The sequence below is a fragment of the Rhizobium cerradonense genome (assembly GCF_030182455.1).
Taxonomy (GTDB): domain Bacteria; phylum Pseudomonadota; class Alphaproteobacteria; order Rhizobiales; family Rhizobiaceae; genus Rhizobium.
The window spans coordinates 402,366-426,234 of the sequence record NZ_JAQJCK010000003.1; the positions used below are offsets into that span (position 1 = coordinate 402,366).

The 23,869-nt window shown below is 59.8% G+C and carries 25 protein-coding genes; 7 read left to right on the plus strand and 18 right to left on the minus strand.

Annotated elements, in window-relative coordinates; translation table 11 throughout:
* Window positions 1-5: 5 nt before the first annotated feature.
* Window positions 6-455, plus strand: a complete 450-nt coding sequence (locus tag PH547_RS09570; protein WP_285168148.1) for a DNA polymerase III subunit chi — start codon at window positions 6-8, stop codon at window positions 453-455.
* A 29-nt stretch (window positions 456-484) separates the two neighbouring features.
* Here the strand turns inward: PH547_RS09570 and PH547_RS09575 are convergent, their stop codons facing one another.
* Together PH547_RS09575 and PH547_RS09580 are read right to left on the minus strand one after the other, a co-directional pair.
* Window positions 485-1,033 carry a GrpB family protein gene (locus tag PH547_RS09575; RefSeq protein ID WP_104822573.1) on the minus strand — a complete coding sequence of 183 codons (549 nt, stop codon included), beginning with the start codon at window positions 1,031-1,033 and terminating at the stop codon, window positions 485-487.
* A 71-nt stretch (window positions 1,034-1,104) separates the two neighbouring features.
* Complete coding sequence (locus tag PH547_RS09580) at window positions 1,105-2,028, minus strand: Gfo/Idh/MocA family protein (RefSeq protein ID WP_104822574.1); 924 nt, start codon at window positions 2,026-2,028, stop codon at window positions 1,105-1,107.
* 232 nt (window positions 2,029-2,260) lie between these two features.
* Here PH547_RS09580 and PH547_RS09585 point away from each other — a divergent pair, with 232 nt between their 5' ends.
* Window positions 2,261-2,836 (plus strand): TRAP transporter small permease subunit, encoded by a 576-nt coding sequence (locus PH547_RS09585; RefSeq protein WP_104825042.1) that lies wholly within the window; start codon window positions 2,261-2,263, stop codon window positions 2,834-2,836.
* The gene (locus tag PH547_RS09590) at window positions 2,836-4,605 is read left to right on the plus strand and encodes a TRAP transporter large permease (protein WP_104822575.1); all 1,770 of its coding nucleotides are present in this window, start codon (window positions 2,836-2,838) and stop codon (window positions 4,603-4,605) included. The genes PH547_RS09585 and PH547_RS09590 overlap by 1 nt, the downstream gene beginning before the upstream one ends.
* Before the next feature lie 80 nt (window positions 4,606-4,685).
* On the opposite strand, the gene PH547_RS09595 is transcribed toward PH547_RS09590, so the two are convergent.
* From PH547_RS09595 to PH547_RS09620, 6 genes are all read right to left on the minus strand, one after another.
* Window positions 4,686-5,792 (minus strand): TRAP transporter substrate-binding protein, encoded by a 1,107-nt coding sequence (locus PH547_RS09595; RefSeq protein ID WP_104822576.1) that lies wholly within the window; start codon window positions 5,790-5,792, stop codon window positions 4,686-4,688.
* A gap of 143 nt (window positions 5,793-5,935) precedes the next feature.
* On the minus strand, window positions 5,936-7,996 hold the full coding sequence (locus tag PH547_RS09600; protein ID WP_104825043.1) for a prolyl oligopeptidase family serine peptidase: 2,061 nt from the start codon (window positions 7,994-7,996) through the stop codon (window positions 5,936-5,938).
* Between the two features lie 123 nt (window positions 7,997-8,119).
* Entirely contained in the window at window positions 8,120-9,010 is an 891-nt protein-coding gene (locus PH547_RS09605; protein ID WP_285168151.1) for a polysaccharide deacetylase family protein, read from the minus strand.
* Window positions 9,011-9,204: 194 nt separating this feature from the next.
* Window positions 9,205-11,094 carry an ABC-F family ATP-binding cassette domain-containing protein gene (locus tag PH547_RS09610; RefSeq protein WP_104822578.1) on the minus strand — a complete coding sequence of 630 codons (1,890 nt, stop codon included), beginning with the start codon at window positions 11,092-11,094 and terminating at the stop codon, window positions 9,205-9,207.
* A 47-nt stretch (window positions 11,095-11,141) separates the two neighbouring features.
* Window positions 11,142-11,648: a hypothetical protein gene (locus PH547_RS09615; RefSeq protein ID WP_260303644.1), complete on the minus strand. Its 507-nt coding sequence runs from the start codon at window positions 11,646-11,648 to the stop codon at window positions 11,142-11,144.
* Between the two features lie 160 nt (window positions 11,649-11,808).
* On the minus strand, window positions 11,809-12,318 hold the full coding sequence (locus tag PH547_RS09620; RefSeq protein WP_104822580.1) for a DinB family protein: 510 nt from the start codon (window positions 12,316-12,318) through the stop codon (window positions 11,809-11,811).
* 227 nt (window positions 12,319-12,545) lie between these two features.
* Between PH547_RS09620 and ndk the strand changes: the two genes are divergently transcribed.
* Window positions 12,546-12,968: a nucleoside-diphosphate kinase gene (ndk, locus tag PH547_RS09625; protein WP_104822581.1), complete on the plus strand. Its 423-nt coding sequence runs from the start codon at window positions 12,546-12,548 to the stop codon at window positions 12,966-12,968.
* A 73-nt stretch (window positions 12,969-13,041) separates the two neighbouring features.
* Here the strand turns inward: ndk and PH547_RS09630 are convergent, their stop codons facing one another.
* The gene (locus tag PH547_RS09630) at window positions 13,042-13,551 is read right to left on the minus strand and encodes a hypothetical protein (RefSeq protein WP_104822582.1); all 510 of its coding nucleotides are present in this window, start codon (window positions 13,549-13,551) and stop codon (window positions 13,042-13,044) included.
* On the minus strand, window positions 13,548-14,099 hold the full coding sequence (locus PH547_RS09635) for a CGNR zinc finger domain-containing protein (RefSeq protein WP_104822583.1): 552 nt from the start codon (window positions 14,097-14,099) through the stop codon (window positions 13,548-13,550). The genes PH547_RS09630 and PH547_RS09635 overlap by 4 nt, the downstream gene beginning before the upstream one ends.
* 64 nt (window positions 14,100-14,163) lie before the next feature.
* Between PH547_RS09635 and PH547_RS09640 the strand changes: the two genes are divergently transcribed.
* Window positions 14,164-15,060, plus strand: coding sequence for a branched-chain amino acid ABC transporter permease (locus PH547_RS09640; protein ID WP_104822584.1), 897 nt, complete (start codon window positions 14,164-14,166; stop codon window positions 15,058-15,060).
* Between the two features lie 19 nt (window positions 15,061-15,079).
* Here PH547_RS09640 and PH547_RS09645 read toward each other — a convergent pair whose 3' ends face one another.
* From PH547_RS09645 to PH547_RS09665, 5 genes are all read right to left on the minus strand, one after another.
* Window positions 15,080-15,550: a molybdenum cofactor biosynthesis protein MoaE gene (locus tag PH547_RS09645; RefSeq protein WP_104822585.1), complete on the minus strand. Its 471-nt coding sequence runs from the start codon at window positions 15,548-15,550 to the stop codon at window positions 15,080-15,082.
* A gap of 5 nt (window positions 15,551-15,555) precedes the next feature.
* A complete protein-coding gene (moaD, locus tag PH547_RS09650; protein WP_104825044.1) occupies window positions 15,556-15,810 on the minus strand; it encodes a molybdopterin converting factor subunit 1 in 255 nt (84 codons plus the stop codon).
* Window positions 15,810-16,397 (minus strand): CDP-diacylglycerol--glycerol-3-phosphate 3-phosphatidyltransferase, encoded by a 588-nt coding sequence (pgsA, locus tag PH547_RS09655; RefSeq protein WP_104822586.1) that lies wholly within the window; start codon window positions 16,395-16,397, stop codon window positions 15,810-15,812. Before pgsA ends, moaD begins: the two co-directional genes overlap by 1 nt.
* A 211-nt stretch (window positions 16,398-16,608) precedes the next feature.
* Window positions 16,609-18,651: an excinuclease ABC subunit UvrC gene (gene uvrC / locus PH547_RS09660; RefSeq protein WP_285168152.1), complete on the minus strand. Its 2,043-nt coding sequence runs from the start codon at window positions 18,649-18,651 to the stop codon at window positions 16,609-16,611.
* Window positions 18,648-19,415, minus strand: coding sequence for an SDR family oxidoreductase (locus PH547_RS09665; protein WP_104822588.1), 768 nt, complete (start codon window positions 19,413-19,415; stop codon window positions 18,648-18,650). Before PH547_RS09665 ends, uvrC begins: the two co-directional genes overlap by 4 nt.
* A gap of 360 nt (window positions 19,416-19,775) precedes the next feature.
* Between PH547_RS09665 and PH547_RS09670 the strand changes: the two genes are divergently transcribed.
* Window positions 19,776-20,408, plus strand: coding sequence for an outer membrane protein (locus PH547_RS09670; protein ID WP_104822589.1), 633 nt, complete (start codon window positions 19,776-19,778; stop codon window positions 20,406-20,408).
* Window positions 20,409-20,479: 71 nt separating this feature from the next.
* On the opposite strand, the gene PH547_RS09675 is transcribed toward PH547_RS09670, so the two are convergent.
* Window positions 20,480-21,322: an oxidoreductase gene (locus PH547_RS09675; protein ID WP_104822590.1), complete on the minus strand. Its 843-nt coding sequence runs from the start codon at window positions 21,320-21,322 to the stop codon at window positions 20,480-20,482.
* Between the two features lie 124 nt (window positions 21,323-21,446).
* On the opposite strand from PH547_RS09675, the gene PH547_RS09680 reads away from it, so the two are divergent.
* Window positions 21,447-22,349, plus strand: a complete 903-nt coding sequence (locus tag PH547_RS09680; RefSeq protein ID WP_104822591.1) for a LysR family transcriptional regulator — start codon at window positions 21,447-21,449, stop codon at window positions 22,347-22,349.
* 11 nt (window positions 22,350-22,360) lie between these two features.
* Here the strand turns inward: PH547_RS09680 and PH547_RS09685 are convergent, their stop codons facing one another.
* Both PH547_RS09685 and PH547_RS09690 read right to left on the minus strand, forming a co-directional pair.
* Window positions 22,361-22,957 carry a glutathione S-transferase gene (locus PH547_RS09685; protein ID WP_104822592.1) on the minus strand — a complete coding sequence of 199 codons (597 nt, stop codon included), beginning with the start codon at window positions 22,955-22,957 and terminating at the stop codon, window positions 22,361-22,363.
* A gap of 24 nt (window positions 22,958-22,981) precedes the next feature.
* Window positions 22,982-23,833 (minus strand): 23S rRNA (adenine(2030)-N(6))-methyltransferase RlmJ, encoded by an 852-nt coding sequence (locus PH547_RS09690; RefSeq protein ID WP_104822593.1) that lies wholly within the window; start codon window positions 23,831-23,833, stop codon window positions 22,982-22,984.
* Window positions 23,834-23,869: the final 36 nt, after the last annotated feature.

Below are 23,869 nucleotides of genomic sequence, written 5' to 3' on the forward strand. Positions count from 1 at the left end.
ACGGCATGATCGACGTTCTCTTCTATCACCTGACCGAATCGAAGCTGGAAGACGCCCTTCCTCCGCTGATCGACAAAAGTGTCGAGCGCGGTTGGCAGGTTGCCATCCAGGCACGCGAAGCGGCGCGGCGGGATGCTCTTGACGTGCATCTCTGGACCTATCGCGAGGACAGTTTTCTGCCGCATGGCACGGATGATGGAGACATGCCGGACAAACAGCCGGTGTTGCTGACCGTCTCGCCCGACAATGCGAACAACGCCACGGTCCGCTTCTTCGTCGATGGCGCCGAAGCCTCGGATATCGAGAATTATCAGCGCGTTGTTTTCATGTTCGATGGCTACGACCAAGAGCAGTTGGAAGGCGCCAGGGCGCAGTGGAAGAAGCTGAAGGGCGAGGGGCATAACCTCACCTACTGGCAGCAGACCCAGGATGGGCGCTGGGAGAAGAAGGCGTGATCATTCTTCTTTTCCCGTTGGGAGAAGGCTTAATCACCAGTCGCTGCAACAATCTTGTCAATAAAGACCTTCTTCGCCTCCGTATATGCGGCACGATTGTCGGCATATTCGTCGGCTAGCCCGATTTTCAGTGCCTCATAGGCTTGGGCGAGAGCGGGATTTGCGCGGAGCCTGTCGCGGAACAGGATAAACCGGTTCCATTGGGCGCCGCCATGTTCGACAATGTGAACGAGATGGGTGCGCGTTTCGCCTTTGATGCCGCGGCCGAAAATATGATCGTCGGGGACGATGTCGTTGCCGACATACTCATAACCAATCTTTTCCATTGGCTTGATGCAACGGAATCCTTCGTCGAAACGCCTAACACCAACGGCGATATCGATGATTGGCTTGGCCTTGATCGCCGGTATAGACGTACTGCCAAAATGCTGGATGTCGAGTGCGAGATCGCGGAGGGCTTTGCGGATAGCGATCTCTTCCAGAGCATAGGCTTCCCGCCATCTTGCATTCGGCTCGGCCAGCGTGACAAGCTTGTGTCTTACGCCCAGCCCGAAGCTTTCCCCGCTTTCGGACGACATCGCAATCTCCCCACCCATGAAGATGCGCCACTTTAGCATTCTGCGCGGCGCATCTCATCGGTCAATGGAGCTTAGTCGTGGAAAGCCTCGACGAACTTGCGCTTGCCGAGCATGAAGGCGTCGGCGACGTGGCGAAGCGGCGCCAGGTCGACATCAGACGTGCCGGCTTTGACGATCTCGGCGAAGCGGCGATAGAGCGAAGGATATTCCGCCTCGGGGGCGGTGAACTTCAATTCGCCGTTCACCGAAAGCTTCGAGCCGCCCTCGGAGAGCACCATCTGGCCGGCTTCGGTTTCAGCGACGATATCCCAGCTCTGCTTGCCGGTCTGGCGCCAGTCGAATTCGGCATGGACGGCAAGTCCCTGGCCACTCTTGAACTGCAGGTCGGCCGCAATCGGCGAATCGCGGTTTTCGGGGAATTCCAGTACTGCGCCCGTCAGAAATAGCGGCGGCAGGATGTGGGTGACGATCGATAGAGCATTGATGCCCGGATCGAAGACGCCGAGGCCGCCGGCCTGCCAGATCCATTCCTGATTCGGATGCCAGTGGCGCACGTCTTCCTTCCAAATGACATGGACGCTGTTGATCGTCGTCGCGTCGAGAAAAGCCTTCGCGGCCTCGACAGCAGGCGCATAACGCGAATGCCAGCTCGCAAAGAGAGAAACGCCCTTTGCCTTGGCAAGCGCCTCGAGATCGGCAACTTCGCTCAGCGTGGCGCCCGGCGGCTTTTCCAGGAACACATGCTTGCCGGCCTGAAGAGCCTTGTAGGCAGCCTCATAGCGATATTGCGGCGGCATGCAAAGCGAGACGGCATCGATCCCGGCAACGGCGTCCAGCATGGCCTCGATGCTGGTGAAGGCCGGAATGCCGTCGACGGTGCCGTGGCGGCTCGCCGTGGCGATCAGTTTGAAATCCGAATTGTTCGCGATGGAAGGAAGGTGCTGGTCGCGGACGATCTTGCCGACGCCGACGATGGCGAGGTTGATGGGGGACATGGGTGTCTCTCGATTAGTATGATTATTTGCATGATCTTTTATCAGAATGCAGCGGGCGGGCAAGGCCGGCAAGCGCAATTGCTGGCAATCAGGTGGACGCCTGGCATTTCTTGCTGCTGCGCTGTCACATTTGGAAAACCAGCTTACACTCTTGATTCACAGCGTAAAATCGGCACTCTGCCTGTACGCGGCAAGGAGATCTCGGGGAAGACCGCTGCGGGGGAGAAAAATGATGAAAGCATTGCTCGGCTTCAGCCGGCTCGTGGATGCTGTCACCGAATTCATTGGCAAATCGGTTTCTTGGCTCATTCTGGTCGCCGTGCTTGTCAGCGCCGGAAACGCGATCGTCCGCAAGGTGTTCAACACCTCGTCCAACGCCTGGCTGGAAGCGCAATGGTATTTGTTCGGCGCCGCCTTCATGCTCGCCGCCGCCTATACGCTCAGGCAGAACGAGCACATCCGCATCGATATCGTCTACGGCGCCTTACCGCGGCGCGTTCAGCACTGGATCGATCTGCTCGGTCATTGCCTGTTCCTCATGCCCTTCGTGCTTCTGATGGTCTATGACCTCGTGCCCTATGTTCGCACGTCCTTCCTATCGGGCGAGGTTTCGTCCAGTGCTGGTGGCCTGATTATCTGGCCGGGCAAGGCGCTATTGTTGGTAGGCTTCCTTTTATTGGCGGTGCAAGGTGTTTCCGAAATCATCAAGAAGATCGCCGTCATGCGCGGCGATATGGAGGACCCGACACCATACGTGCCGACGCACGCGCCCCTTGATGCCGAAACGCCTGCCGGGGAGGCGCGCTGATGATTGAATTCATTGCCGTGAACATGGCCCCGATCATGTTCGCTTCGCTAATCATCTTCCTACTGATCGGATATCCTGTCGCCTTTGCGCTCGCCGCCAACGGACTGCTGTTCTTCTGGATCGGCGTCGAGCTGGCGCCTTATTCGGGCGGTTCCATCCATCTCTCCTGGCCGTTGCTCAACGCGCTGCCGGATCGGTTCTGGGGTGTGATGTCCAACGACACGCTGCTGGCGATCCCGTTCTTCACATTCATGGGCATCGTGCTGGAACGCTCGGGGATGGCGGAGGACCTGCTCGATACCGTCGGCCAGCTCTTCGGCCCGATTCGTGGCGGTCTTGCTTACGCGGTGATCTTCGTTGGCGCGCTGCTTGCCGCCACCACCGGCGTCGTCGCGGCCTCGGTCATCGCCATGGGCCTGATCTCGTTGCCGATCATGCTGCGTTACGGCTATGACCGCAGCCTTGCGTCCGGTGTCATTGCCGCGTCTGGAACGCTTGCGCAGATCATTCCACCGTCGCTTGTGCTGATCGTGCTGGCTGACCAGCTCGGCCGTTCGGTCGGCGACATGTATGCAGGCGCGCTGATCCCCGGTCTGGTGCTGACCGGCATTTACATGCTCTACGTGCTGATCATGTCGATCGTCCGGCCGAATTCGATGCCGGCGCTGCCGAAGGAGGCGCGCTCGCTCGGCTCCGGGGTGACCTCGCTTTTCATCGCGCTCTTGGTCGGCGGCGGCGTTGCCTATGCGGCTCATGTCTACCTGACGCCGATCTACGGTGAGAATGCCGATATTCTTGGTGCAACCGTCGGCGTCGCTTTCATCTATGTCGTCGCCGTCATCGATAAGACGTTGAAGTTCAACCTGATGTCGCGGCTGGCCCAGCAGGTGATCATCGTGCTGATCCCGCCTTTGGCGCTGATCTTCCTCGTACTCGGCACCATCTTCCTCGGCATCGCAACACCGACGGAGGGCGGCGCGATGGGGGCAACCGGCGCGCTGGTGATGGCGGCAGCGAAGGGGCGGCTGAACATGGATGTGGTTCGCTCGGCACTCGCATCGACGACACGGCTCTCCTCCTTCGTGCTGTTCATCCTGATCGGCTCGCGCGTATTTTCGCTGACCTTCTACGGCGTCAACGGTCATGTCTGGGTGGAGCATTTGCTGGTGTCGCTGCCGGGTGGGCAGGTCGGTTTCTTGATCGCCGTCAACCTTTTGGTTTTCGTGCTGGCCTTCTTCCTCGATTTCTTCGAGCTCGCCTTCATCATCGTGCCGCTGCTGGCGCCCGCCGCCGACAAGCTCGGGATCGACCTGATCTGGTTCGGCGTCCTGCTCGGCGTCAACATGCAGACGAGTTTCATGCACCCGCCCTTCGGCTTTGCGTTGTTCTATTTGCGCTCGGTGGCTGCGAAGGTGCCTTACCTCGACAAGGTCACCGGCAAGAAGACGGCGCCGGTGACGACGGGACAGATCTATTGGGGGGCGGTACCCTTTGTCGGCATTCAGATCCTGATGGTGGCGCTGACGATCATGTTTCCGCAGATGGTCACACACTACAAGGGAGCGGGCGCCGGGATAGATCCCAATACCATCAAGATCGAAGTGCCCGGCTTTGGTGCGCCCGGCCAGGATAATGGCGGCGGTCTCGGTTTGCCGGGCGGCCTGCAGCTCCCGGGTGCCAATCCGCTCGACAACAAGCCGGCAGATCAGGGCGGCGAAAAGAAGAACCCGCCTGCGAATGATCTCAGTCAGCCGCCGTCATTCAATTGAGCAGGGGACGAAGCGGCTGCCGCATTCCAAAGAGAAACCCCGGAGCATCGCTCCGGGGTTTCTTGTTTCGAATCCAATGATCAGAGCTTTCCGGCGCGTTGCTGCGTCATCATGTACACGTCGTAGCTGTATTCGGCGACCTGCGCGTAAAGATAGTGGCCGCCGCGGAACGCCTTGATCGATTCCCAGATCTTTTTGAAGGTCGGGTTCGATGCTTCCATCTCGGCGTAGACTTCGTTCGACTTGTCGAAGCAGGCGTTCAGGATGTCGGTGCTGAACGGACGCAGCTTCGCGCCTTCGGCCACGACACGCTTGATGGCTGCCGGATTGAGATAGTCGTATTTCTGCAGCATGTCGGCATCTGTTGCCTGGGCGGCGGTGCGCAGCAGCGACTGATAGGCCTTCGGCAGGCCTTCATAGGCGGCCTTGTTGAACATGACGTGTACGGTCGGACCGCCTTCCCACCAGCCGGGGTAGTAGTAATAGGGAGCGACCTTGTAGAACCCGAGCTTTTCGTCGTCATAGGGGCCTACCCATTCGGCCGCATCGATCGTGCCTTTTTCCAGCGCCGGATAGATATCGCCGCCGGCGATCTGCTGCGGCACAACGCCGAGGCGCTCCACCACTTTGCCGGCAAAGCCGCCGATACGCATCTTCAGACCCTTGAGGTCGGCTACGGTATTGATTTCCTTACGGAACCAGCCACCCATCTGCACGCCGGTATTGCCGCTCGGAAAACCAATCAGCCCTTGCGTCGCCAGGAATTCGTTGAACATGTCGATGCCGCCGCCATGGTACTGCCAGGCGTTCATGCCGCGGGCATTGAGCGCGAAAGGAACGGCCGCGCCCAGCGCCCAAACCGGATCCTTGCCCCAATAATAGTAGGAGACCGTGTGGCAGGCCTCGACCGTGCCTGCGGATGTTGCGTCGGCAGCCTGCAGGCCGGGCACGATTTCGCCGGCGGCGAAGACCTGGATGGTGAAGTTGCCGTCGGTCGCTTCCGAGACAAATTTGGACAGCACCTCGGCGCCGCCATAGATCGTGTCGAGCGATTTCGGAAACGACGAGGTCAAACGCCAGTTGATCTTCGGATTGCTCTGAGCAATGGCCGGAGCCGCCAGGGCTGCGGCAGCAACCGAGCCTGCGCCGGCAACACCGGCTTTCCTCAGAAATGAACGACGATCCATCTATCTACTCCCCCAGAGGTGAGCGGGCGGTTTGGCCCGCTCTTCGTGATCACGCCGCAACTAATCATGTCGTCAAGCGCGTTTCAAGCGCGTCGAATAATCTTACAACTGCCGATTTTCGTTTGATGTCTAAAGGACTGATTTCAATTCTCACGCGGCTTCACGATCGTCTCGCGAAGGAAGCTGTAACCCAGCGCGATACGCGCCGCGAGCTGCGTCGATGCGCCGTCGCCGCCATGGCCGCCCGAGTGGAATTCGTGGAACAGCGGATGATGGCCGAGTTCCTCCATGCGCGCAGCAAACCGCCGCGCATGGGAGGGATGAACCCGGTCGTCATTGCTGGAACTCTCGATGTAGATGGGCGGATAGGTGATCTCCGAAGCCGGCTTGAGATTGTGCAGTGGCGAATAGGAAAGCAGATAGTCCCGGTCCGCCTGGTCGTCGGGATTGCCATATTCGTCGATCCAGGCCTTGCCGGCCGGGAAGACGTGGAAGCGGGACATATCGAGCACCGGCACCTGACACCAGGCCGCGCCGAAGTCGTGCGGATAGCGTGTCAGCATCACGCCGGTCAGCAGCCCGCCATTGCTGCCGCCATTGACGGCTATGCGCTGTGGTTTGGTGTAGCCGCGGTTCACGAGATCGCGGGCGACGGCGACAAAATCGGCAAAAGCTCTGTGGCGGCCATGCCCCTTGGCGGAACGATGCCAGTTCGGACCGAGCTCGCCGCCGCCGCGGATATAGGCTTGCACATAGGCACCGCCCTGTTCCAGCCAGCGGCCGATGACTGCCGAATATTGCGGACGAACCGAAAAATCGAAGCCGCCATAGCCATACATCAAGACCGGCAGTTCACCGTGGGTCCATGTCTTCGGCAATACCAGGCGGTACGGCACTTTCGTACCATCTTCTGACGTGGCCTCGAGCAATTCGGAGGTCATGCCGTCGGTATCGAAATAGGCCGGGGAGCTCGCGGCGTGAATGAGTTCAAGCGGCTTTCTGCGGTCGGCAAGCTCCAGGCGATAGCAGGAGGGCGGTTGCAGGAAGCCTTCGCCATAGACCTGCAGCGTGTCGTCGCCGAGATGGAGGTCGGAATAGAGCGGCCAGACTGTTACAGTCTGAACATCGGCCGGCAGCGTGATTTCCTCGATCGCCGCATCGGCCCTGGTCAGGTCGAAGACGAAAAGGCGGGGCTGCAGTTTGTCGGAGACGACGAAGACGCACCATTCGCGCATCAGCAGGAACTGAGACACCGACTGTCGCTCGCCGGGCGAAAACAACACGCGCATCGCCTCGGCGCCGGCATCGGTAGCCTCCCGCGGTAAGGGTTGCAGCGCCAGGCTGCCGGCCGGGATGCGCTCGTCGGTCTTGGCGAGCCAGAGGCAATAGGAATAGTTGAGCTGGACGTCGATGTCCCTCGGCAGATCGATCCGCCGCAGCGAAAAATCCTGCTCTTTGACGAAAACGCTGGAATTGCCGATTTCGTGGCCGGTGATGAACAGCCGGATCGGCTTGGCCGTACCTTTCTTTGCGATGCCGGCAAGCACCGGATCGAAGACCAGGCAGGAGCCATAGACGTCTGTATCGGCGGTTGCGTAAAGCAAGGGTGCCTTTGCCGGCGCCTGGCCACGCTTCAGACGGCGACCGACGCGGGGCCAGCCGGAGCGGGTCGAGGAGAGGCGGTCAATCGAGCCGAAATAGGCGATCTCGTCGCGATTAAGCCAGGTGGCGTGGCAACGTGTCGGCGGCGTGTCAAATCCGCCTTCGACAATGCTTTTGGCTTCGCAATCGAACTCCAGCAGGCGTCCAAGATCGGAGCCGCCGTCGGAAAGACAAAGCAATACCCGCGTCGGTTCCCAAGGGCAGGTGATTGCGCCACGCCAGAGCCAAAGCTTGTTTTCCGATGCGCAGAAAGCGTCGAGATCGAAGATCGGCTCCCAGGGTGCGTCGGGCAAAGGGGCGAGATTGGCAGGCAATCGGAACCACATGCCGAGGGGGTGATCTGCGCTGCGGTGGAAGTCGAACAACCACTTGCCGCGGCGTACCACCTGGATCAGCCGGTCCTTACGCTCGATCAAAGCCTTGATCGCCGCCCGGTCCACCTCGAACTCAGGCGTCATCAGCGCCTGTTCAGACTGTGCATCCCTTTCAGCGACGAATTGCAGTGTCAGTGGATCGTCGTCATGCTCGAGATGGAGATTCATAAGGGACCTGATATGCCATTGATGAAGTGAGTCATATATAATCAAATCAAAATACATTCGGGGAAGCAACAGTGCTTCCCCGAATGTGTTTCATCTTACAGTTTTCCGAGGCTTATCCCGTCTTCAGCGCACAACCGTGACGCTGGCCTGAGCGATCAGGTTGGTTGCAGGTGCGGAGGTGCCCTTGTACTTCAGCGTCACGACCTTGTAGCCCTCTCTTTCGAGACGCGACAGTAGGGTTGGCAGCATGGTGGCCGTGCGCTGGTGGATGTCGTGCATCAGGATGATGCCGCGACCGCGCTTGTACAGTTGGTTCATGGTGCGGGTTACGACGGCTGAGGGCGTCGAGTTGAAATAGTCCTTGCTGTCGATATCCACATCCATGACGACGAGATCCCGCATGGCGACGGCGGTGCGCAGGCGCTTGGAATCAGCGAGATAGGGGAAGCGGAAGAAGGAAACATCCGTACCGATGACCTTGGCAACGGCGTGCTCGCCGCGGGTGATCTCGGCCATTGCCATGTCGAAGCTCATCTTGTCGAGATCGGGATGGCGGAAGGTGTGGCTGCCGATGGTGTCTCCGTCGGCAAAGACCTTGCGGGCGGTGGCCGGGTGCGCCTCCGCCATCTGGCCGACCATCATGAAGGCCGCCTTGACGCCGAATTTGTCGAGCGTGGAGAGGATGCGCTCCGTCTTGCCCGGAGCCGGACCGTCGTCGAAGCTGAGAATGACTTCCTTGTCGTCCAGCTTCAGATCGTGCAGCGAAGAAACTTCCAGCGTGCGCCCGGCGAGGTGATGCGGACCGCCGTTATCGACCGTCTCCCTGGTTTCAAGCTCGGCGCTGGCCCATTTGGTCGGCTCCATTTCGACTGGGTCGTTGGCCTTCAGCGGCTTATGACGCAGCTCTTCCGCTGCAAAACTCGTCTTCAGTGACGCCTCGTTGCCCGGTTTTGTGGCGCAGCCGGCAAGGGATAGGGATACGGCAAGGCCGGCCAAGAGAAGACGGAAGGTCATGGGAATCGCTCAACAATATAGGTCAATGAATGTTGGGCGTATTTTTTCCGATTATGGTTAATGATCGGTTAGGATTGACGCACGGATGCCGAGGGAATTAACCATTTGAAGAGGGCTGCGCGTCCTTCCGAACGAGCAAGACCGCTCCGATATTTTGGATATAAGGCATCCGTTTGTTGGTGATGCGGGATGCTCTAGCCGGCCATCCCGCTTTCATATTCAGACGAAAGCTCAAGCCATTGCTCTTCCGCGGCTGCAAGCTTTTCCGCCGCGTCGGAGCGTTGCTTGGCTTTCTCGGCCGCCTTTGCAGGTGCCTTCTCATAGAGGGCGGGATCTGCAAGTTCCGCATCAAGCGCCTGAATCAGTTTCTCCAGCTTGCCGGTCAAGGATTCGATTTCGTTGATCTTTTTCTTGAGCGGTGCCAGCGAGGCGCGGCGGTCGGCATTGAGCTTGCGCTGATCCGCCTTGGAGACGGAATCGTCAGCGCCATTGGTCTTACCCTTGTCGTCCCTCGGCTTGGGACTGGCGACGACGAGGCTGCGATAGTCCTCCAGGTCGCCGTCGAAGGTGGCAACCGTGCCGTCGCGCACGAGCCACAGCTGGTCGACAGTGGCCTCGATGAGGTGGCGATCGTGCGAAATCAGGATGACCGCGCCGGAATAGTCGTTCAGCGCCTGAATCAGCGCATTGCGGCTGTCGATGTCGAGATGGTTGGTCGGTTCGTCGAGGATCAGAAGATTCGGTGCATCGAAGGCGGCAAGCCCCATCAACAGCCGCGCTTTCTCGCCGCCGGAGAGATCCTTCACCTGCGTGTCCATCTTCTCGGTCGCAAGGCCCATCTGGGCGACGCGGGCGCGCACCTTCGCTTCCGGCGCGTCGGGCATGCGGCGCCGCACATGCTCGACGGCGGTCTGGTTGGGCACGAGATCGTCAAGCTGATGCTGGGCAAAGAAGCCGATCTTCAGGTTCGGCGCCAGCTTCACATCGCCGCTTTCGGCATCGAGGCGGCCGGAGACGAATTTCGCGAAGGTGGACTTGCCGTTGCCGTTGGAGCCGAGCAGGGCGATGCGGTCGTCGGCGTCGATGCGCAGGTTGAGGCGTTTCAGGATCGGCTTGCCGGGCTCGTAGCCGACCGCGCCGCCAGTGACGGCGATGATCGGCGACGCTGCCTGCTTTTCCGGCTCCGGAAAGCTGAAGCCCATCACATGATCTTCGATGACGGCGGCGACCGTGCCCATGCGTTCCAGCGCCTTGACACGCGATTGCGCCTGCCGGGCCTTGGTTGCCTTGGCCTTGAAGCGATCGATGAAACTCTGCAGGTGCTTGCGCGCCGCCTCGTTCTTCGCCTTCGCCTTCATCTGCAGCTCGTCGGCCTCCGCCTTTTGCCGCTCGAACTGGTCGTAGGAGCCGCGATAGAAGGTCAGCTTCTTTTGATCGAGATGGACGATGGAATTGACGGCCGTGTTCAGAAGATCGCGGTCATGCGAGATGATGATGACCGTGTGCGGATAGCGGCGGATGTAATCTTCCAGCCAGAGCGTGCCTTCGAGGTCGAGATAGTTGGTCGGCTCGTCGAGCAGCAGCAGGTCCGGCTCGGAGAAAAGTACCGCTGCGAGCGCCACGCGCATGCGCCAGCCGCCGGAAAAGGAGGAGGCGGGTCGGTGCTGTGCCTCATGGTCAAAGCCGAGGCCGGCGAGAATGCTGGCGGCGCGCGCTTCGGCCGAATGGGCGCCGATATCGGCAAGGCGCGTCTGGATGTCGGCGATGCGATGCGGATCGGTCGCCGTTTCGGCTTCCGTGAGCAGGGCGGTGCGTTCCTTGTCGGCCTTCAGAACGATCTCGATCAGCGGCTCCTCGGTACCCGGCGCTTCCTGCGCCACCTGGCCGATGCGGGCATTGCGCGGAATGGAGACCGAGCCGCTTTCGGCGGCAAGATCGCCGGTGATCACACGGAACAATGTCGACTTGCCGGCGCCGTTCTTGCCGACAAGCCCCGCCTTCGTGCCCGCCGGAAGCGTCACGCTGGCATGGTCGATGAGGAGGCGGCCGGCAATGCGGGCGGAAAGATCGGAAATCGAAATCATGGCGCGGTTTTGGCCGAACTCCGCGCCGAAGGCAAGAGCCGGAGCGCTTAGGCGCGGGTGCCGCCCGCTCGCGACGGCAGGCCGGCGCAGTCTCTCAGCCGCTCCGTCAGCTCGGTTTCGTAAAGCAGCAGGTTGCTCAGTGACGCGTTGAGACTGTCCATGGCGGCGGCGACATGCGGCGCCGTTTCGATCTCGCGGGCAAAGCACTGTTTCTTCATCAGCCCCTCAGCCAGTTGCGCGGCGACTTCGCGCAGCATCTCGGCCGCATCCGCCTCGGATTTCCGCGCGACCAGGCCGCAATGGCTGACGAGGCGATGTTTCAAGCCGATATCGTCGAGGCTGGCTTGCGAGGGGGCGGGGCCAAGCGCTGCGATCTCGCTGGCGATCTTGCGATCCGAACCGTGGAGCGCTTCATGGAAAAGCTGGTAATTGCGCGGCAGGGCTTTGACTTTCAGCTTGGCCATATGGCGGCCGATCATCTCGAGGTCGGTCGCTGCCTCGCTGTCGTCATTGCCGATGGGATATGCTGAAACACCTGCCTGCGAACTCTTCATGCCTGCTCTCTGATGATCCGCTACCTGATATATTTCGCAAATTGCAGGTGCGCAGGTTAAGGCAACATGAACAGAACGTCATACTGGCGGGATATTGCAATAAAATTAGACAGTCGAACAACGCCAAACTGTATTGGGGAATGCTGGCTCGCGCCCTGCTTCACATCCAGCGCTTTCCGTCCGTGCGCACGAAATAAATCAGATCGAGACTTAGCGACGGTTTGCCCATTGCCGTCAGTATCATGTGGCATTGGCCGCGGTGGTGGGTCTGATGGTTGAAGAAATGAGTGAGCGCCGGCATCAACGGATGGGTGATGACACCTGGCCGGGTAATCGGCGTGTAGGTGATGTCGGCAGCAAGCGCCTCATCATCGAGCGTGTCCATCCAATCGATGATGCGCCGGTCCTCAGCCTCGCGAGCGGCACGAAGATCCGTAAGATTGTCGTGCAATATGATGTCCAAGGCTGCCGGCATTTCGCCGATGCCGGTGAAGCGATGCATCCAGGCGCGATCGCCGACCAGAATGTGATTGAGCGTGCCGTGCAGCGAGCCGAAAAAGGCGCCTCGGTCCTCGCGATACTCGGCATCGCTGAGCTCAGCGGCGGCATCGTAAAGCAGGGCGTTGGCCCAGCGGTTGTAATCGGCGAACATTCTGTAATGTCTCAGCATCCCGGCCTTCCTCCAAAAGCAATGAAGCAAGCATAAAATGGAAAGGAGTAAATGGGGCTGATGGCGCCCACGAAATTTGCTGATGGGTTGTCAACTGGCCGTCAGTCTCGCTCCGAATCGGGCATCCTGAGTGTGACAGCAGCGTGAAATTGGCGCGTCCCCCTTGTTTTCAGGCTGTGGGGCGGGTAAAGACCGCCCACTTTTCTCTGACGACAAGGACGTGACCCATGGCGATTGAACGCACTTTTTCGATGATCAAGCCGGACGCAACCAAGCGTAACCTGACCGGCGCCATCACCAAGATTTTTGAGGACAATGGCCTGCGCGTCATCGCTTCCAAGCGCGTTTGGATGAGCAAGCGCGAAGCCGAAGGCTTCTACGCCGTTCATAAGGACCGTCCCTTCTTCGGCGAGCTCGTCGAAGGCATGACCTCCGGCCCGACCGTCGTTCAGGTTCTGGAAGGCGAAGGCGCCATCCTGAAGAACCGCGAAATCATGGGCGCGACCAACCCGGCCAACGCTGCCGAAGGCACGATCCGCAAGATCCATGCTCTGTCGATCGGCGAAAACTCCGTTCACGGCTCGGACGCTCCGGAAACCGCTGCGATCGAAATCGCCTACTGGTTCTCCGAAACCGAAATCGTCGGCTGAATCAGTCATTCAGCCTGCGCGCTGAAGCAATTGAATTCATAGAAGAAAGCCGGGGTCTTGCGCTCCGGCTTTTTCATGCCGGGCAGGCCTGGTCGTGGCCATAGTCTATGCTGCCATCGGCTTTGAAGACATCCGGGTTCTTTGTATAGCTCGGGCCGACCACGAGCGGCCTCGTCGGCAGCACGGTCTGGTCGAGATCGGATTTCACCTCGGTCTTGATGATCTGGATCGTCTTGTCGCTGGCATCGACCAGCTTGATCGAGACGGAATAGGGGCGGTCCTTTCGCACGCAGCGCAGATCCGGGCTTTCGAGCGTGATCTTGTCCCAGAACGTATAGATCTTCTCCCGCACCACCAGTGGATCGCCGCCCATCGGGTTTTCGAATTCTGCGACCGCCGTCGTGCCCTCCGGGATCGGCGCGATCTTCTTCAGCGTGATCATGTAGCTCGCGCTCGCGACGCGATAGTTGAAGACGAAGAGCCGGCCGCTGAGTTCGGTCGGACCGTTGTCGGCCTGCCGCTGACAGCCGGCAAGCGCAAGGCCCGCAATTGCGGCCATCAAGACGATCGCCTGGGTTCTCATGGCGCACTCTCCTCCTTCTTGCGGCGATAGTGCCGGTTCGCCTTGGCGCGGTTGCCGCAGACCGCCATGTCGCACCAGGCCCGGCTTTTGTTCTTGCTGCGGTCGATGAACAGCCAGCCGCAGTTGCGGCAGATTTTCATGCGGTCCGGATCAGGCATGGCAATGAGCCGCAGCGTCGAATGCACCGTCGCGGCGTCGAGCCCATCGGGCGAGGTGGCCCGACGCAGCACCTTCGACAGCGCCTCCAGCAGATCGGCCAACAGCGCGTCGGCGTCACGGTCGAGGATGCGGGCGCGAAAATAGCGATCGATCGCTTCACGCAGATCGAGAAAGCCGGATCTATTCTCCTGCCTCACCGGCAGGATATCGCCGAACAAGGCCCGCTCGGCGCAGAAATTCATCGCCGCTTTCGGAAAGCTTTCCATCTGCCCCGGCGCCTCGAAACGATCGGTGCGCCGCTCATCGTCGTGGCGCATTATGACGCTGTTGGCGACGTCCAGCGCCAGTGCGCCGCCGGAAAACCGATGTGGGGTCCAGGAAAAGCTCATGCTCAAAATTATAACTAGTAAAATGGATTTTACTAGTTACTATTCGTCGATATCCGGAGGTTCCATGGCCTATCTCCTGCAGCAATTGGCAAATGCCGTTCCGCTTGCCGCACTCTATGCGGCGCTGGCTTTCGGCTATGCCGTTGCTTTCGGTGTGATGAAGCGGGCCGATATCACCTATGGCGCGCTGTTCGCCTTTGCCGGCCAGATGCTGGTCCTGTTCACCGACGTCGGCTACACGAGGATGTTTCTCATTCTTCCGGCCGCACTCGCCTTCGGCGCTGTCATTGCGCTCGCCTATACGCTGGGGACGAGCTTCCTCATCGGCCGTTCGGTCATGCTGCCGCTGTCGCGCAAATCGCCCAATACGATCATCGTCGCAGCCCTCGGAATGATGATCATATTGATGGAGACTGCGCGACTGGCCTCCAATACACGCGGTATTTGGCTACCGCCTTTCCTCAATGAGATGATCGTCTTCTGGGACAGCGGCAATTTCCGGGTGACGCTGACCGAGATCCAGCTCATCAATACGGCGCTAATGGTTGTGGTGATCCTCGGGGGCGCCTATGTGCTGAGATATACCGGATGGGGGCGCATCTGGCGGGCGGTGACGGATGATGCGCTGGCGGCCGAGCTTTGCGGCACAAGTGCCAACCGCGTCTTTCTCCTGGCGTATATGGCCTCGGCATTGGTCGCAACCGCCTGCGGCCTGCTGGCGACTTGCTATTACGGCACGATGGATTTCGGCGCCGGGCTGATGTTCGGGCTGAAGGTGCTGATGATTGCCGCTGTCGGCGGTTATTCCGATCCGCTGAAATCGGCGGGTGGCGCGGCATTGCTCGGCCTTTTCGAGACCATGTGGGGCGCCTACGGGCCGTTCCTCTGGCGCGATTTCGTGATCTTCTCGTTGCTCGTCCTGCTGCTGGTGTTGAGCCGGCGGGAGCGTGTGGCCCCGTAGAGCAATTGCGCTCTAAAGCCTATTCTTTATCGGCCCATTTGGCCCGCGCGGCATCGTCCGCATCCTTGGCCGAAACCCAATCGCCTTGCCTGCCGTCTTTTGCATGTTCCTTCTTCCAGAAGGGCGCCGAAGTCTTCAAAAAGTCCATGACGAAATTGGCGCCGTCAAAGGCAGCTTGCCGATGCGAGGCGGCGGCGATGACGAGGACGATGTTTTCTCCCGGCGCAATTTTGCCGTAGCGATGGATGGCGGTCAGGCCGCGAAGCTCGAAGCGTTCGATGGCGAGCGTCGCGATGCGGGTGATTTCCGCCTCCGCCATGCCGGGATAGTGTTCGAGTTCGAGAGCGTCGAGCATGCCGCCTTCGTCGCGGCAGAGGCCGGAAAAGGTCACGACAGCGCCGATATCATGCCGTCCTTCGGTCAGGCGGTCGATCTCGGCCTGAAGGTCGAAATCGTCGCTTTGAACCCTGACAAACGGCCCGGCAGCCATGGTCGTCACCCACCCGTCATCGGCGGGAACAATCCAATCTCGCGCGCCCCGGCAATCGGTTCGTCATGATCGGCATGTTCCATATCGATGGCGACGCGGATCGCCTCCGGAAATTGAAGCGCCGTCTCGTATTCCTCGCCCAAGCTCTTCAAATGATTCAAGAGATCGCCAACGGTGATCACCTCGGCGGGAAGAGAAATCTCTTCTTCTCCCTTGCCAATCCGCTCACGTACCCAGGCGAAATAGACGAGCTTCGTCATCATTCCTCATCCACCACATGCTTCAAGCCGGCGCGGAAATAGTCGTAGCCGGTGTAGATGGTCAGTAGCGCTGCGACCCAGAGCAGGACAATGCCCATCTCCGTCGTATAGGGTATCACCTTGTCGCCGGCCGGCCCAGCCAGCAGGAAGGCGATGGCGACGAGCTGAGCGGTCGTTTTCCATTTGGCGATGCGCGTCACCGGCACGCTGACCTTCAGCGCCGCCAGATACTCGCGCAGGCCCGAGACGAGAATTTCGCGGCAAAGGATGATGATGGCAGCCCAGAGCGACCAGCCGGCGATCGTGCCGTCGGCAGCGACCAGCAGCAGGATCGCCGAGACCAGCAGCTTGTCGGCGATCGGGTCCAGCATGCGGCCGATATTCGACGTCTGATTCCAGATGCGCGCGAGATAGCCGTCCAGAAAATCGGTGATCGAGGCGATGATGAAAATCCACAGCGCCACCCAGCGCGCGAAATCGGACCCCTCCAGTTTGCCTTCGACGAAGAAGCACAGGACGATCAACGGCACGCAGAGAATGCGGCCATAGGTGAGCAGATTGGGAATGCTATATGCGCGCGAAGCCATGGAAATCGTTTCGTTTCAGTTGTTTCACCGGACTAAAATAGCCTTCCCCCAAGGCGTCATCTCGTTCCAGCTATTTGATTTAGCATGATCTTATCCAAAAACCGTCCCGCACCTCTTGAGATCATGCCTTAGATGGCGGTTTGAGGAGCTTGCCGTCAATATTGTTTCTGTTTTTTCACCGTCATTGCGTGGAATTTGCGACCAGCTTTTCTTATTTCGCGGCGTCCTCGTGAAAATGGTTATAGACCTGCCGCGCCACGGCTTCGGATATGCCTTCGACGGCCATCAGGTCGGATAGGGCCGCGCGCGACACGGCCTTTGCGGTGCCGAAATGCTGCAGCAGCGCCCGCTTGCGCGAAGGGCCGATGCCGCCGATTTCGTCCAGCGGGTTTTTCACCATTTCCTTCTTGCTGCGTGCTCGATGCGAGCCGATGGCAAAACGATGGGCCTCGTCGCGCAGGCGCTGGATGAAGTAGAGCACGGGATCACGGGGCGGCAGGGTGAAGCTCTCGCGGGCGGGCGCAAAGAAGCGCTCGCGTCCGGCATCGCGGTCGACACCCTTGGCGACGCCGATGGCGATGACGCTGTCGGTAATTCCGAGCTCCTCGAGAATGGCGCGCACCGCTGTCATCTGTCCTTGGCCGCCATCGATGAGGATGACGTCCGGCCAAGCGGGGAAGGGCTGATCCGCAGCGTCAACGGCTGCGCTCTCCGTATTCGGGCTGCGGTCCGGCTTGCCCTCTTCCTTCAGCAGGCGAGAAAAGCGCCGGGTCATGACTTCGCGCATCATGCCGAAATCGTCGCCGGGCGTGATGTCGGTCGATTTGATGTTGAACTTGCGGTATTGGCCTTTGACGAACCCTTCCGGCCCAGCCACCACCATACCGCCAACCGCATTCGTGCCCATGATGTGCGAGTTGTCATAGATCTCGATGCGTTGCGGCACATAGGGAAGCTGGAATGTCTCCTTGAAGCCTTCGAGCAGCCGCGATTGTGAGGCGGTCTCGGCAAGCTTGCGGCCATGCGCTTCGCGGGCATTGGCAACGACGTGATCGACGAGGTCGCGCTTCTCGCCGCGCTGCGGCACCAGGATCGTGACCTTGTGCCCGGCCTTTTCGCCGAGCGCTGCTGCCAGCAGCTCGATTTCCTCGACCGTCTCCGATAGCAGGATCTGCCTCGGCACCGGCTTGTCGTCGTAGAATTGCGCCAGAAACGCATTCAGCACTTCGGCGCCGGAAAGCGACGGGTCAGCCTTCGGGAAATAGGCGCGGTTGCCCCAGTTCTGCCCGGTGCGGAAGAAGAAGACCTGGATGCAGGAAATGCCGCCCTCGTGATGGATGGCAAAGACGTCGGCTTCTTCGACGCCGGCGGGATTGATGCCCTGATGGCTTTGCACATGCGACAGCGCCGCCAGCCGGTCGCGATAGACGGCGGCGCGCTCGAAATCGAGATCCTCAGCGGCAGCGTTCATCGCCTCCGCCATATGGGCTTTCACGTTCTGGCTCTTGCCGGAGAGAAAGTCCTTCGCCTCCTGCACCAGCTCCGCATAGCCCTCATCGCTGATCTCGCGGGTGCAAGGCCCTGAGCAGCGCTTGATCTGATAGAGCAGGCAGGGTCGGGTCCGGGTCTCGAAAACGCTGTCGGTGCAGGTGCGGATCAGGAAGGCGCGTTGCAGCGAATTGATGGTGCGGCCGACGGCGCCCGCTGACGCGAAGGGGCCGAAATACTCACCCTTGCGGGCACGCGCGCCGCGATGCTTGAAGATCGCCGGTGCCCGATGATCGCCGGTGATGAGAATATAGGGAAAGGACTTGTCGTCCCGCAGCAATACGTTGAAGCGCGGCCGTAAGCGCTTGATCAGATTCGCTTCCAGCAGCAGCGCTTCGGTCTCGGTGCGGGTGGTGACGAACTCCATATTGGCGGTTTCGCGCACCATGCGGGCGATGCGGTTGGAATGCACGCGGCCCATCGCGTAGTTGGCAACACGCTTCTTCAGGCTGCGCGCCTTGCCGACATAGAGCACGTCGCCGGCTTCGTTGAACATGCGATAGACGCCGGGATTGTTCGGCAGGCGCTTGACGAATTCTGCGATCAGTTCCGCGCCCTGAAGGCCGGTTTCATTCTTCCCGCCTTCGTTCCAGTCGACGGGCACGACGGGGGAAGCGCCGGCATCGGCTTCCACCTCGATGTCGTCCTCAATGTCCTCTGATTCGTCATAGAGAATGCCGCCGTCGGGCAGCTTTCGTCCGTTCATTCCATGCTCTCCGACACATCGGGCGTTTCCCAGGCAAGATGCTGGCCACCATCGAGCGCTATCATTTGGCCCGTGATCGAAGGCGTGTCAAAAAGAAAGCGGACGGTGCGACCGAATTCCTCGAGGCCGGGCGCAGCCTTCAATATGAGACCATCGATCTGCGCTTGGAAGTCCTCTTCCGTCTGTCGGACGCTGCGCACCGTCGGACCGGGGCCGATGGCGTTGACGCGGATGCGCGGCGCAAAGGTCTGCGCCATCGTCTGGGTCGCCGTCCACAGGGCGGCCTTCGACAAGGTATAGGAATAGAAGCGTGGGTTCAGCGCCCAGACGCGCTGATCGACAATGTTGACGATCAACCCCGGGATGCCTTCCGGAAGCTGCCGCACGAAATCCGCGGCGAGGATGGAGGGCGCGCGGACATGCACGGCAAAATGCGCGTCGAAGGCTTCGGCGTCGAAGTTGTCGGCGGAATCACCCTGAAAAACGGAGGCGTTGTTGACCAGGAGATCCAGCGGTCCAAGCTCCGAAACGGCCCTTTCGATCAGCGTCGATGTTTCCGCCGAATTTTGCAGGTCGGCCTTGATCGCAATTGCCTTTCTGCCCTGTTGCCGCAATTTCGCCACGACTTCGGTTGCCTCGGCGAACGATTGATTGGCATGCAGCGCCACCGCAAAGCCGTTAGCCGACAAATCCTCTGCGATTGCCCGGCCTATTCTTTTTGATGCACCTGATATAAGCGCTGTGCGTAGTTTTTCCTGGCTCAAGATGCTGCCTTTTCGTCGCCATTACCCAACTGGCACTCATATAGGTCGTCGATACACCATATGAAAAGATGCTTCTGCACGGAGATCCGCAGCGGCGACCTATGTAAAACTTCAGTTATATTTCGATTAAAATAAGTATACATGCTTTAACCAAGCATTAGGGTTAACAATTCGTCTGTTGCGCTCAAGCAACATCGAAATTCAGCCACCTCTGCGCCACAATGATATCATATTTTAGCTCTTCGAATTCCTCATTTGCATTCCAATTTCAGTCCCGATCCGGGAGGGACATCTTGTAATTGCTCGTGGTGCTTCGAGGTCATCAGTAGACGAAGAACACGGGACTGAAAGGAGAAAAGTATGCGTACTCTCATCACGACCCTCATGGTCTCTGGTTTCGCCCTCGGCGGCTTCACCGCGGCTCATGCAGCCGACGCTGTGGAGCAGGTTCCGCAGCCGCCCGTCGCCCAGGAGGCTCCGCCGGTTGTCAACAACTGGGCCGGTTTCTACATCGGTGGTGCTGGCGACTGGAATGCCGGCCACTTCAATCACAACGGCAACTCCTACGCTTTCGGCGGTGAGGCTTTCACCGGCTACAACTGGCAGCAGGGCCAGATCGTATATGGTGTTGAAGGCGACCTCGGCTACGCCGACTCCGACTCGACCCGCAATGGCCTTACCGCCAAGAACGGCGTAAACGGCTCGGTTCGCGGCCGTATCGGTTACGACTTCAACCCGTTCATGCTGTACGGCACTGCCGGTCTGGCAATCGGCCAGAACAAGCTCGAGGACGCTACCTCGTCTGAAAGCAAGACGGCTGTTGGCTACACGGTCGGTGCAGGTGCTGAAACCTTCATCACCAACAACATCACGGCTCGTCTTGAGTACCGTTACACCGACTACGGCAAGAAGGATTTCAACCTCGACTCCGGCAGCTTCTCGCGCGGTTATGACGAGCAGAGCGTCAAGGTCGGTATCGGCGTCAAGTTCTGATAATTTGATGGCATAATCTAACGAAAGCCGGGGTTCTCGCCCCGGCTTTTTCCGTTTCATGGTTCTGATATTTACGCGGCGTCCTTCGGGAAGTCCGTCGAGACGGCCAGTTCGCGCCAGTCGGCTAGTTCCTTGACGACGTATTCATTCTTGGTCTCGATCACGCCGACCGTATCGGAGCCGAAGGGCATGCGCAGCGGCGGGTTGGCCGAATGTGCAAGCGTGATCATCGACTTTGCAAGCCGTGCCGGATCGCCGGGCTGGCCGTGGTTGTGACCGGCGGCGAAATCGCGCATCGCACCGGCAGGCGTGTCCTTGTAGTCGCCAATCGAGCTCGGGCTGACGGCGAGCGAGCTTTCGTCAAGGAAGTCGGTCCGGAAGAAGCCGGGTTCGACAACCGTGACCTTGATCCCCAGCGGCTGCAGTTCCGACGCCATTGCCTCGGACAGAGCTTCGACTGCGAATTTCGTTGAGCAATAGACGCCCCAACCGGCAAAGCTCTGGTAGCCACCGACCGACGACATGTTGATCACATGGCCGGAACGTTGGCGGCGCATGTGCGGAAGGATGGCGCGCGTGACCTTCAGCAGGCCGAAGACGTTGGTGGCATAGATCTTCTCGATTTCTTCGGCTGTAGCCTCTTCAACTGCACCCAACAGGCCGTAGCCGGCATTGTTGAGAAGAATGTCGATCCGGCCGAAGCGCTTGACGGCTTCTGCAGCCGCTTCATGGGCCTGTGCCTCGTTCGAAACGTCGAGGGCAACGGGCAGGAGGTTCGGATGATTGCCGAACTTTTCCGCAAGGCCTGCGGGGTTGCGGGCCGTGGCGACAACGGCGTCGCCGGCTTTGAGGGCTTCCTGAGCTATGAGGGCGCCGAAGCCGCGGGATGCACCCGTAATGAACCAAACGCGCATGACTTTCTCCTTTCGTGGGGTTGCAATTCCGTGCGCGGAATTTGCTTGCAGGGGAAAGATAGCTTGATGGCTCTGATGAGGTAATCTATCTTCTCCTCCTTGAAGTGCTGAGAAAATCTCATCAATGCGGCGCATCCGTTCAACCGATCTGGCAATTTTCCTGGCCATCGCCCAACACCGCAGCTTTCGCAAAGCCGCGGTCGAACTCGGCGTGACGGCTTCAGCGCTCAGCCATTCGCTGCGGGCGATCGAGGAACGGCTGGACGTGCGGTTGGTCAATCGCACCACCCGCGGCGTCGGCTTGACGGAGGCCGGCGAGCGCCTGTTCGAGCGTATCCGCCCGGCCTTCCTCGATATCGACGATGCGCTTGAGGATCTCGATAAATTCCGCGGCCAACCCTATGGCAAGCTGCGTATCAACGCCCCGCGCCCCGCCGCCAAGATGGTGTTGTTGCCGATCGTATCCCGTTTCCTGAGGGCTTATCCCGCTGTCGAAATGGAAATCGTGGCGGACGATGCGCTCGTGGACACGGTTTCCGGCGGCTTCGATGCCGGCGTGCGGTTCGGCGAAAGCATCGCCGCCGACATGATCGCCATCGCCATCGGCCCCCGCCAGCGGACTGCGATCGTCGGTTCGCCCGAACATTTTCAGCGTTTCGCCAAACCGGTCACGCCGCATGATCTGAAGGATCACCCGTGCATCCGCTATCGTTTCCCGAGCGGCACCTACTATCGTTGGGAATTCGAACGCGGCGGCATTGAGCTGGAGATTGAGGTACAGGGGCCGCTGACGCTCGGCGACCTCGACATGATGTTCGAAGCCGCCGTCAACGGCTCCGGTCTTGCGTTCATGTTCGAGGATCTCGCGCTGCCGGCTTTGAAGGATGGCCGGCTGATCCGTGTGCTGGAGGACTGGTGCCCCTATTATCCCGGCTTCTTTCTCTATTATCCAAGCCGCCGGCAGTTGCCGACCGCCTTGCGCGCCTTCGTCGATTTCATCAAAATCGACAGTTCGCGCCAGGGCTAAGAGAGGCGCCGTCAGGCCCGCGGCTTCATAGCCTGATAGTCCGGAAAGTGTTTTTCGAACTTGCTTGCCCAATCGATAAGGTCAGCATGGTCCGCTTCCCACTGTCCCTCGAAGCGCAGTTGCAGATAGCCTATCATGGACGCTAGAGCGAAATGCCCGCCATGCAGTTTCTTGCCGATCTTCGGCGGTTCGGCGTTGAGGTGGGCGAGCGCGCGGCTCACTTTCGTCCACTGCCGGTCGATCCATGGCTGATGCTGCTTGTCCTGATCGCGCAAGCGCCGCTCGTAGACGATCGACAGGAGGCAGTCATTGGTGCCGTCGCAAAGCGCTTCCAGCACCTCGGCGTCTATGCGTTTGCTCTCCTTGGCAGGATAAAGCGTCTTGCCCTTCAGCCGATGGAAATGATGCATGATCGCGCGGCTGTCGAAGATCGACACGCCGTCTTCCGTCAGCAGCGTCGGAATCTTGCCGAGCGGATTGTTGTCGACCAGCAGGGCCGGACCGGCATTGGTGTCGACATGGATTTCGGTGAACTCGATGCCGAGATGGCGGGCTGCCATCCGCACCTTGCTGGAGAAGGGGGAAGCGGGCGAGCAGAGAAGCTTCATGGGATCACCTGGGCGAAAGAAATATCAGTGTTCGCCGCGCAGCCAGAAGGCGCGTTGCGAGGCGAAGCGGTCTTGCGCCAGCATATCCTTCAGGGCCGGCAGCAAGGCATGCAGCTCGTCCTTCAGCGTAAATGGCGGATTGACGATAATGAGGCCGGAGCCGGTTAGTCCGGTGAAGCCGCGATCGCTTTTGACCGTCAGCTCGGCGCAGAGCATCTTCGGAATCTCCAAAGCCTGCAATGCCTCATGAAAAGCCTTGATCGGTGCATCCTTCTTGAGTGGATACCATAGGCAATAGGTGCCGCCGGGAAAGCGGCGCCAGGCTTTCGCAAGTCCGTCCGCCAGCCGTTCATATTCGCCGTCTTCTTCGAACGGCGGATCGACCAGCACGATGCCGCGCTTCTCCTTCGGCGGCAGATGCGCGCCGAGCGCCAGCCAGCCATCGAGCTCGGTGATGCGCGCATGGTGATCGCCCTCGAACAACCGATGCAGCCGCTGGAAATCCTCCGGATGCAGCTCCATCGCCGATAACCGGTCCTGTGGGCGGAACAGCATGCGGGCAAGCTTCGGGGAGCCCGGATAGAACCGCAGGCCACCTTCGGGATTGAGCTCGCGGACGGCGGTCAGATAGGGCTCCAGCAGATTGGCCACTTGCGGCACAAGTTCGGCTTTCAGCAGCCGGCCGATACCATCCAGCCATTCGCCTGTCTTCTGCGCCTCCTCCGAAGAGAGATCGTAGAGCCCGATGCCTGCATGGGTGTCGAGAACACGGAAAGCCTTGTCCTTGTTCTGCATGTAGCGGATGAGACGGGCTAGTACCGCGTGCTTCAGCACATCGGCGAAATTGCCCGCGTGGTAGATATGCCGATAGTTCATTGTCGGTGAAGTCCGCATGAATTGTTGCGATGGGCC

Excerpts from the sequence above, each read along its gene's own strand:
- PH547_RS09675 (WP_104822590.1), bottom strand. The coding sequence starts at position 21,322 with ATGCGCGTTTGGTTCATTACGGGTGCATCCCGCGGCTTCGGCGCCCTC.
- ndk (WP_104822581.1), top strand. The coding sequence starts at position 12,546 with ATGGCGATTGAACGCACTTTTTCGATGATCAAGCCGGACGCAACCAAG.
- PH547_RS09620 (WP_104822580.1), bottom strand. The coding sequence starts at position 12,318 with ATGCTGAGACATTACAGAATGTTCGCCGATTACAACCGCTGGGCCAAC.
- PH547_RS09610 (WP_104822578.1), bottom strand. The coding sequence starts at position 11,094 with ATGATTTCGATTTCCGATCTTTCCGCCCGCATTGCCGGCCGCCTCCTC.
- PH547_RS09570 (WP_285168148.1), top strand. The coding sequence starts at position 6 with ATGATCGACGTTCTCTTCTATCACCTGACCGAATCGAAGCTGGAAGAC.
- moaD (WP_104825044.1), bottom strand. The coding sequence starts at position 15,810 with ATGACGAAGCTCGTCTATTTCGCCTGGGTACGTGAGCGGATTGGCAAG.
- uvrC (WP_285168152.1), bottom strand. The coding sequence starts at position 18,651 with ATGAACGGACGAAAGCTGCCCGACGGCGGCATTCTCTATGACGAATCA.
- PH547_RS09640 (WP_104822584.1), top strand. The coding sequence starts at position 14,164 with ATGGCCTATCTCCTGCAGCAATTGGCAAATGCCGTTCCGCTTGCCGCA.
- PH547_RS09575 (WP_104822573.1), bottom strand. The coding sequence starts at position 1,033 with ATGTCGTCCGAAAGCGGGGAAAGCTTCGGGCTGGGCGTAAGACACAAG.
- PH547_RS09630 (WP_104822582.1), bottom strand. The coding sequence starts at position 13,551 with ATGAGAACCCAGGCGATCGTCTTGATGGCCGCAATTGCGGGCCTTGCG.
- PH547_RS09685 (WP_104822592.1), bottom strand. The coding sequence starts at position 22,957 with ATGAAGCTTCTCTGCTCGCCCGCTTCCCCCTTCTCCAGCAAGGTGCGG.
- PH547_RS09595 (WP_104822576.1), bottom strand. The coding sequence starts at position 5,792 with ATGGATCGTCGTTCATTTCTGAGGAAAGCCGGTGTTGCCGGCGCAGGC.
- PH547_RS09585 (WP_104825042.1), top strand. The coding sequence starts at position 2,261 with ATGAAAGCATTGCTCGGCTTCAGCCGGCTCGTGGATGCTGTCACCGAA.
- PH547_RS09645 (WP_104822585.1), bottom strand. The coding sequence starts at position 15,550 with ATGGCTGCCGGGCCGTTTGTCAGGGTTCAAAGCGACGATTTCGACCTT.
- PH547_RS09690 (WP_104822593.1), bottom strand. The coding sequence starts at position 23,833 with ATGAACTATCGGCATATCTACCACGCGGGCAATTTCGCCGATGTGCTG.
- PH547_RS09590 (WP_104822575.1), top strand. The coding sequence starts at position 2,836 with ATGATTGAATTCATTGCCGTGAACATGGCCCCGATCATGTTCGCTTCG.
- PH547_RS09680 (WP_104822591.1), top strand. The coding sequence starts at position 21,447 with ATGCGGCGCATCCGTTCAACCGATCTGGCAATTTTCCTGGCCATCGCC.
- PH547_RS09670 (WP_104822589.1), top strand. The coding sequence starts at position 19,776 with ATGCGTACTCTCATCACGACCCTCATGGTCTCTGGTTTCGCCCTCGGC.
- PH547_RS09615 (WP_260303644.1), bottom strand. The coding sequence starts at position 11,648 with ATGAAGAGTTCGCAGGCAGGTGTTTCAGCATATCCCATCGGCAATGAC.
- PH547_RS09635 (WP_104822583.1), bottom strand. The coding sequence starts at position 14,099 with ATGAGCTTTTCCTGGACCCCACATCGGTTTTCCGGCGGCGCACTGGCG.
- PH547_RS09580 (WP_104822574.1), bottom strand. The coding sequence starts at position 2,028 with ATGTCCCCCATCAACCTCGCCATCGTCGGCGTCGGCAAGATCGTCCGC.
- pgsA (WP_104822586.1), bottom strand. The coding sequence starts at position 16,397 with ATGGCTTCGCGCGCATATAGCATTCCCAATCTGCTCACCTATGGCCGC.
- PH547_RS09605 (WP_285168151.1), bottom strand. The coding sequence starts at position 9,010 with ATGACCTTCCGTCTTCTCTTGGCCGGCCTTGCCGTATCCCTATCCCTT.
- PH547_RS09600 (WP_104825043.1), bottom strand. The coding sequence starts at position 7,996 with ATGAATCTCCATCTCGAGCATGACGACGATCCACTGACACTGCAATTC.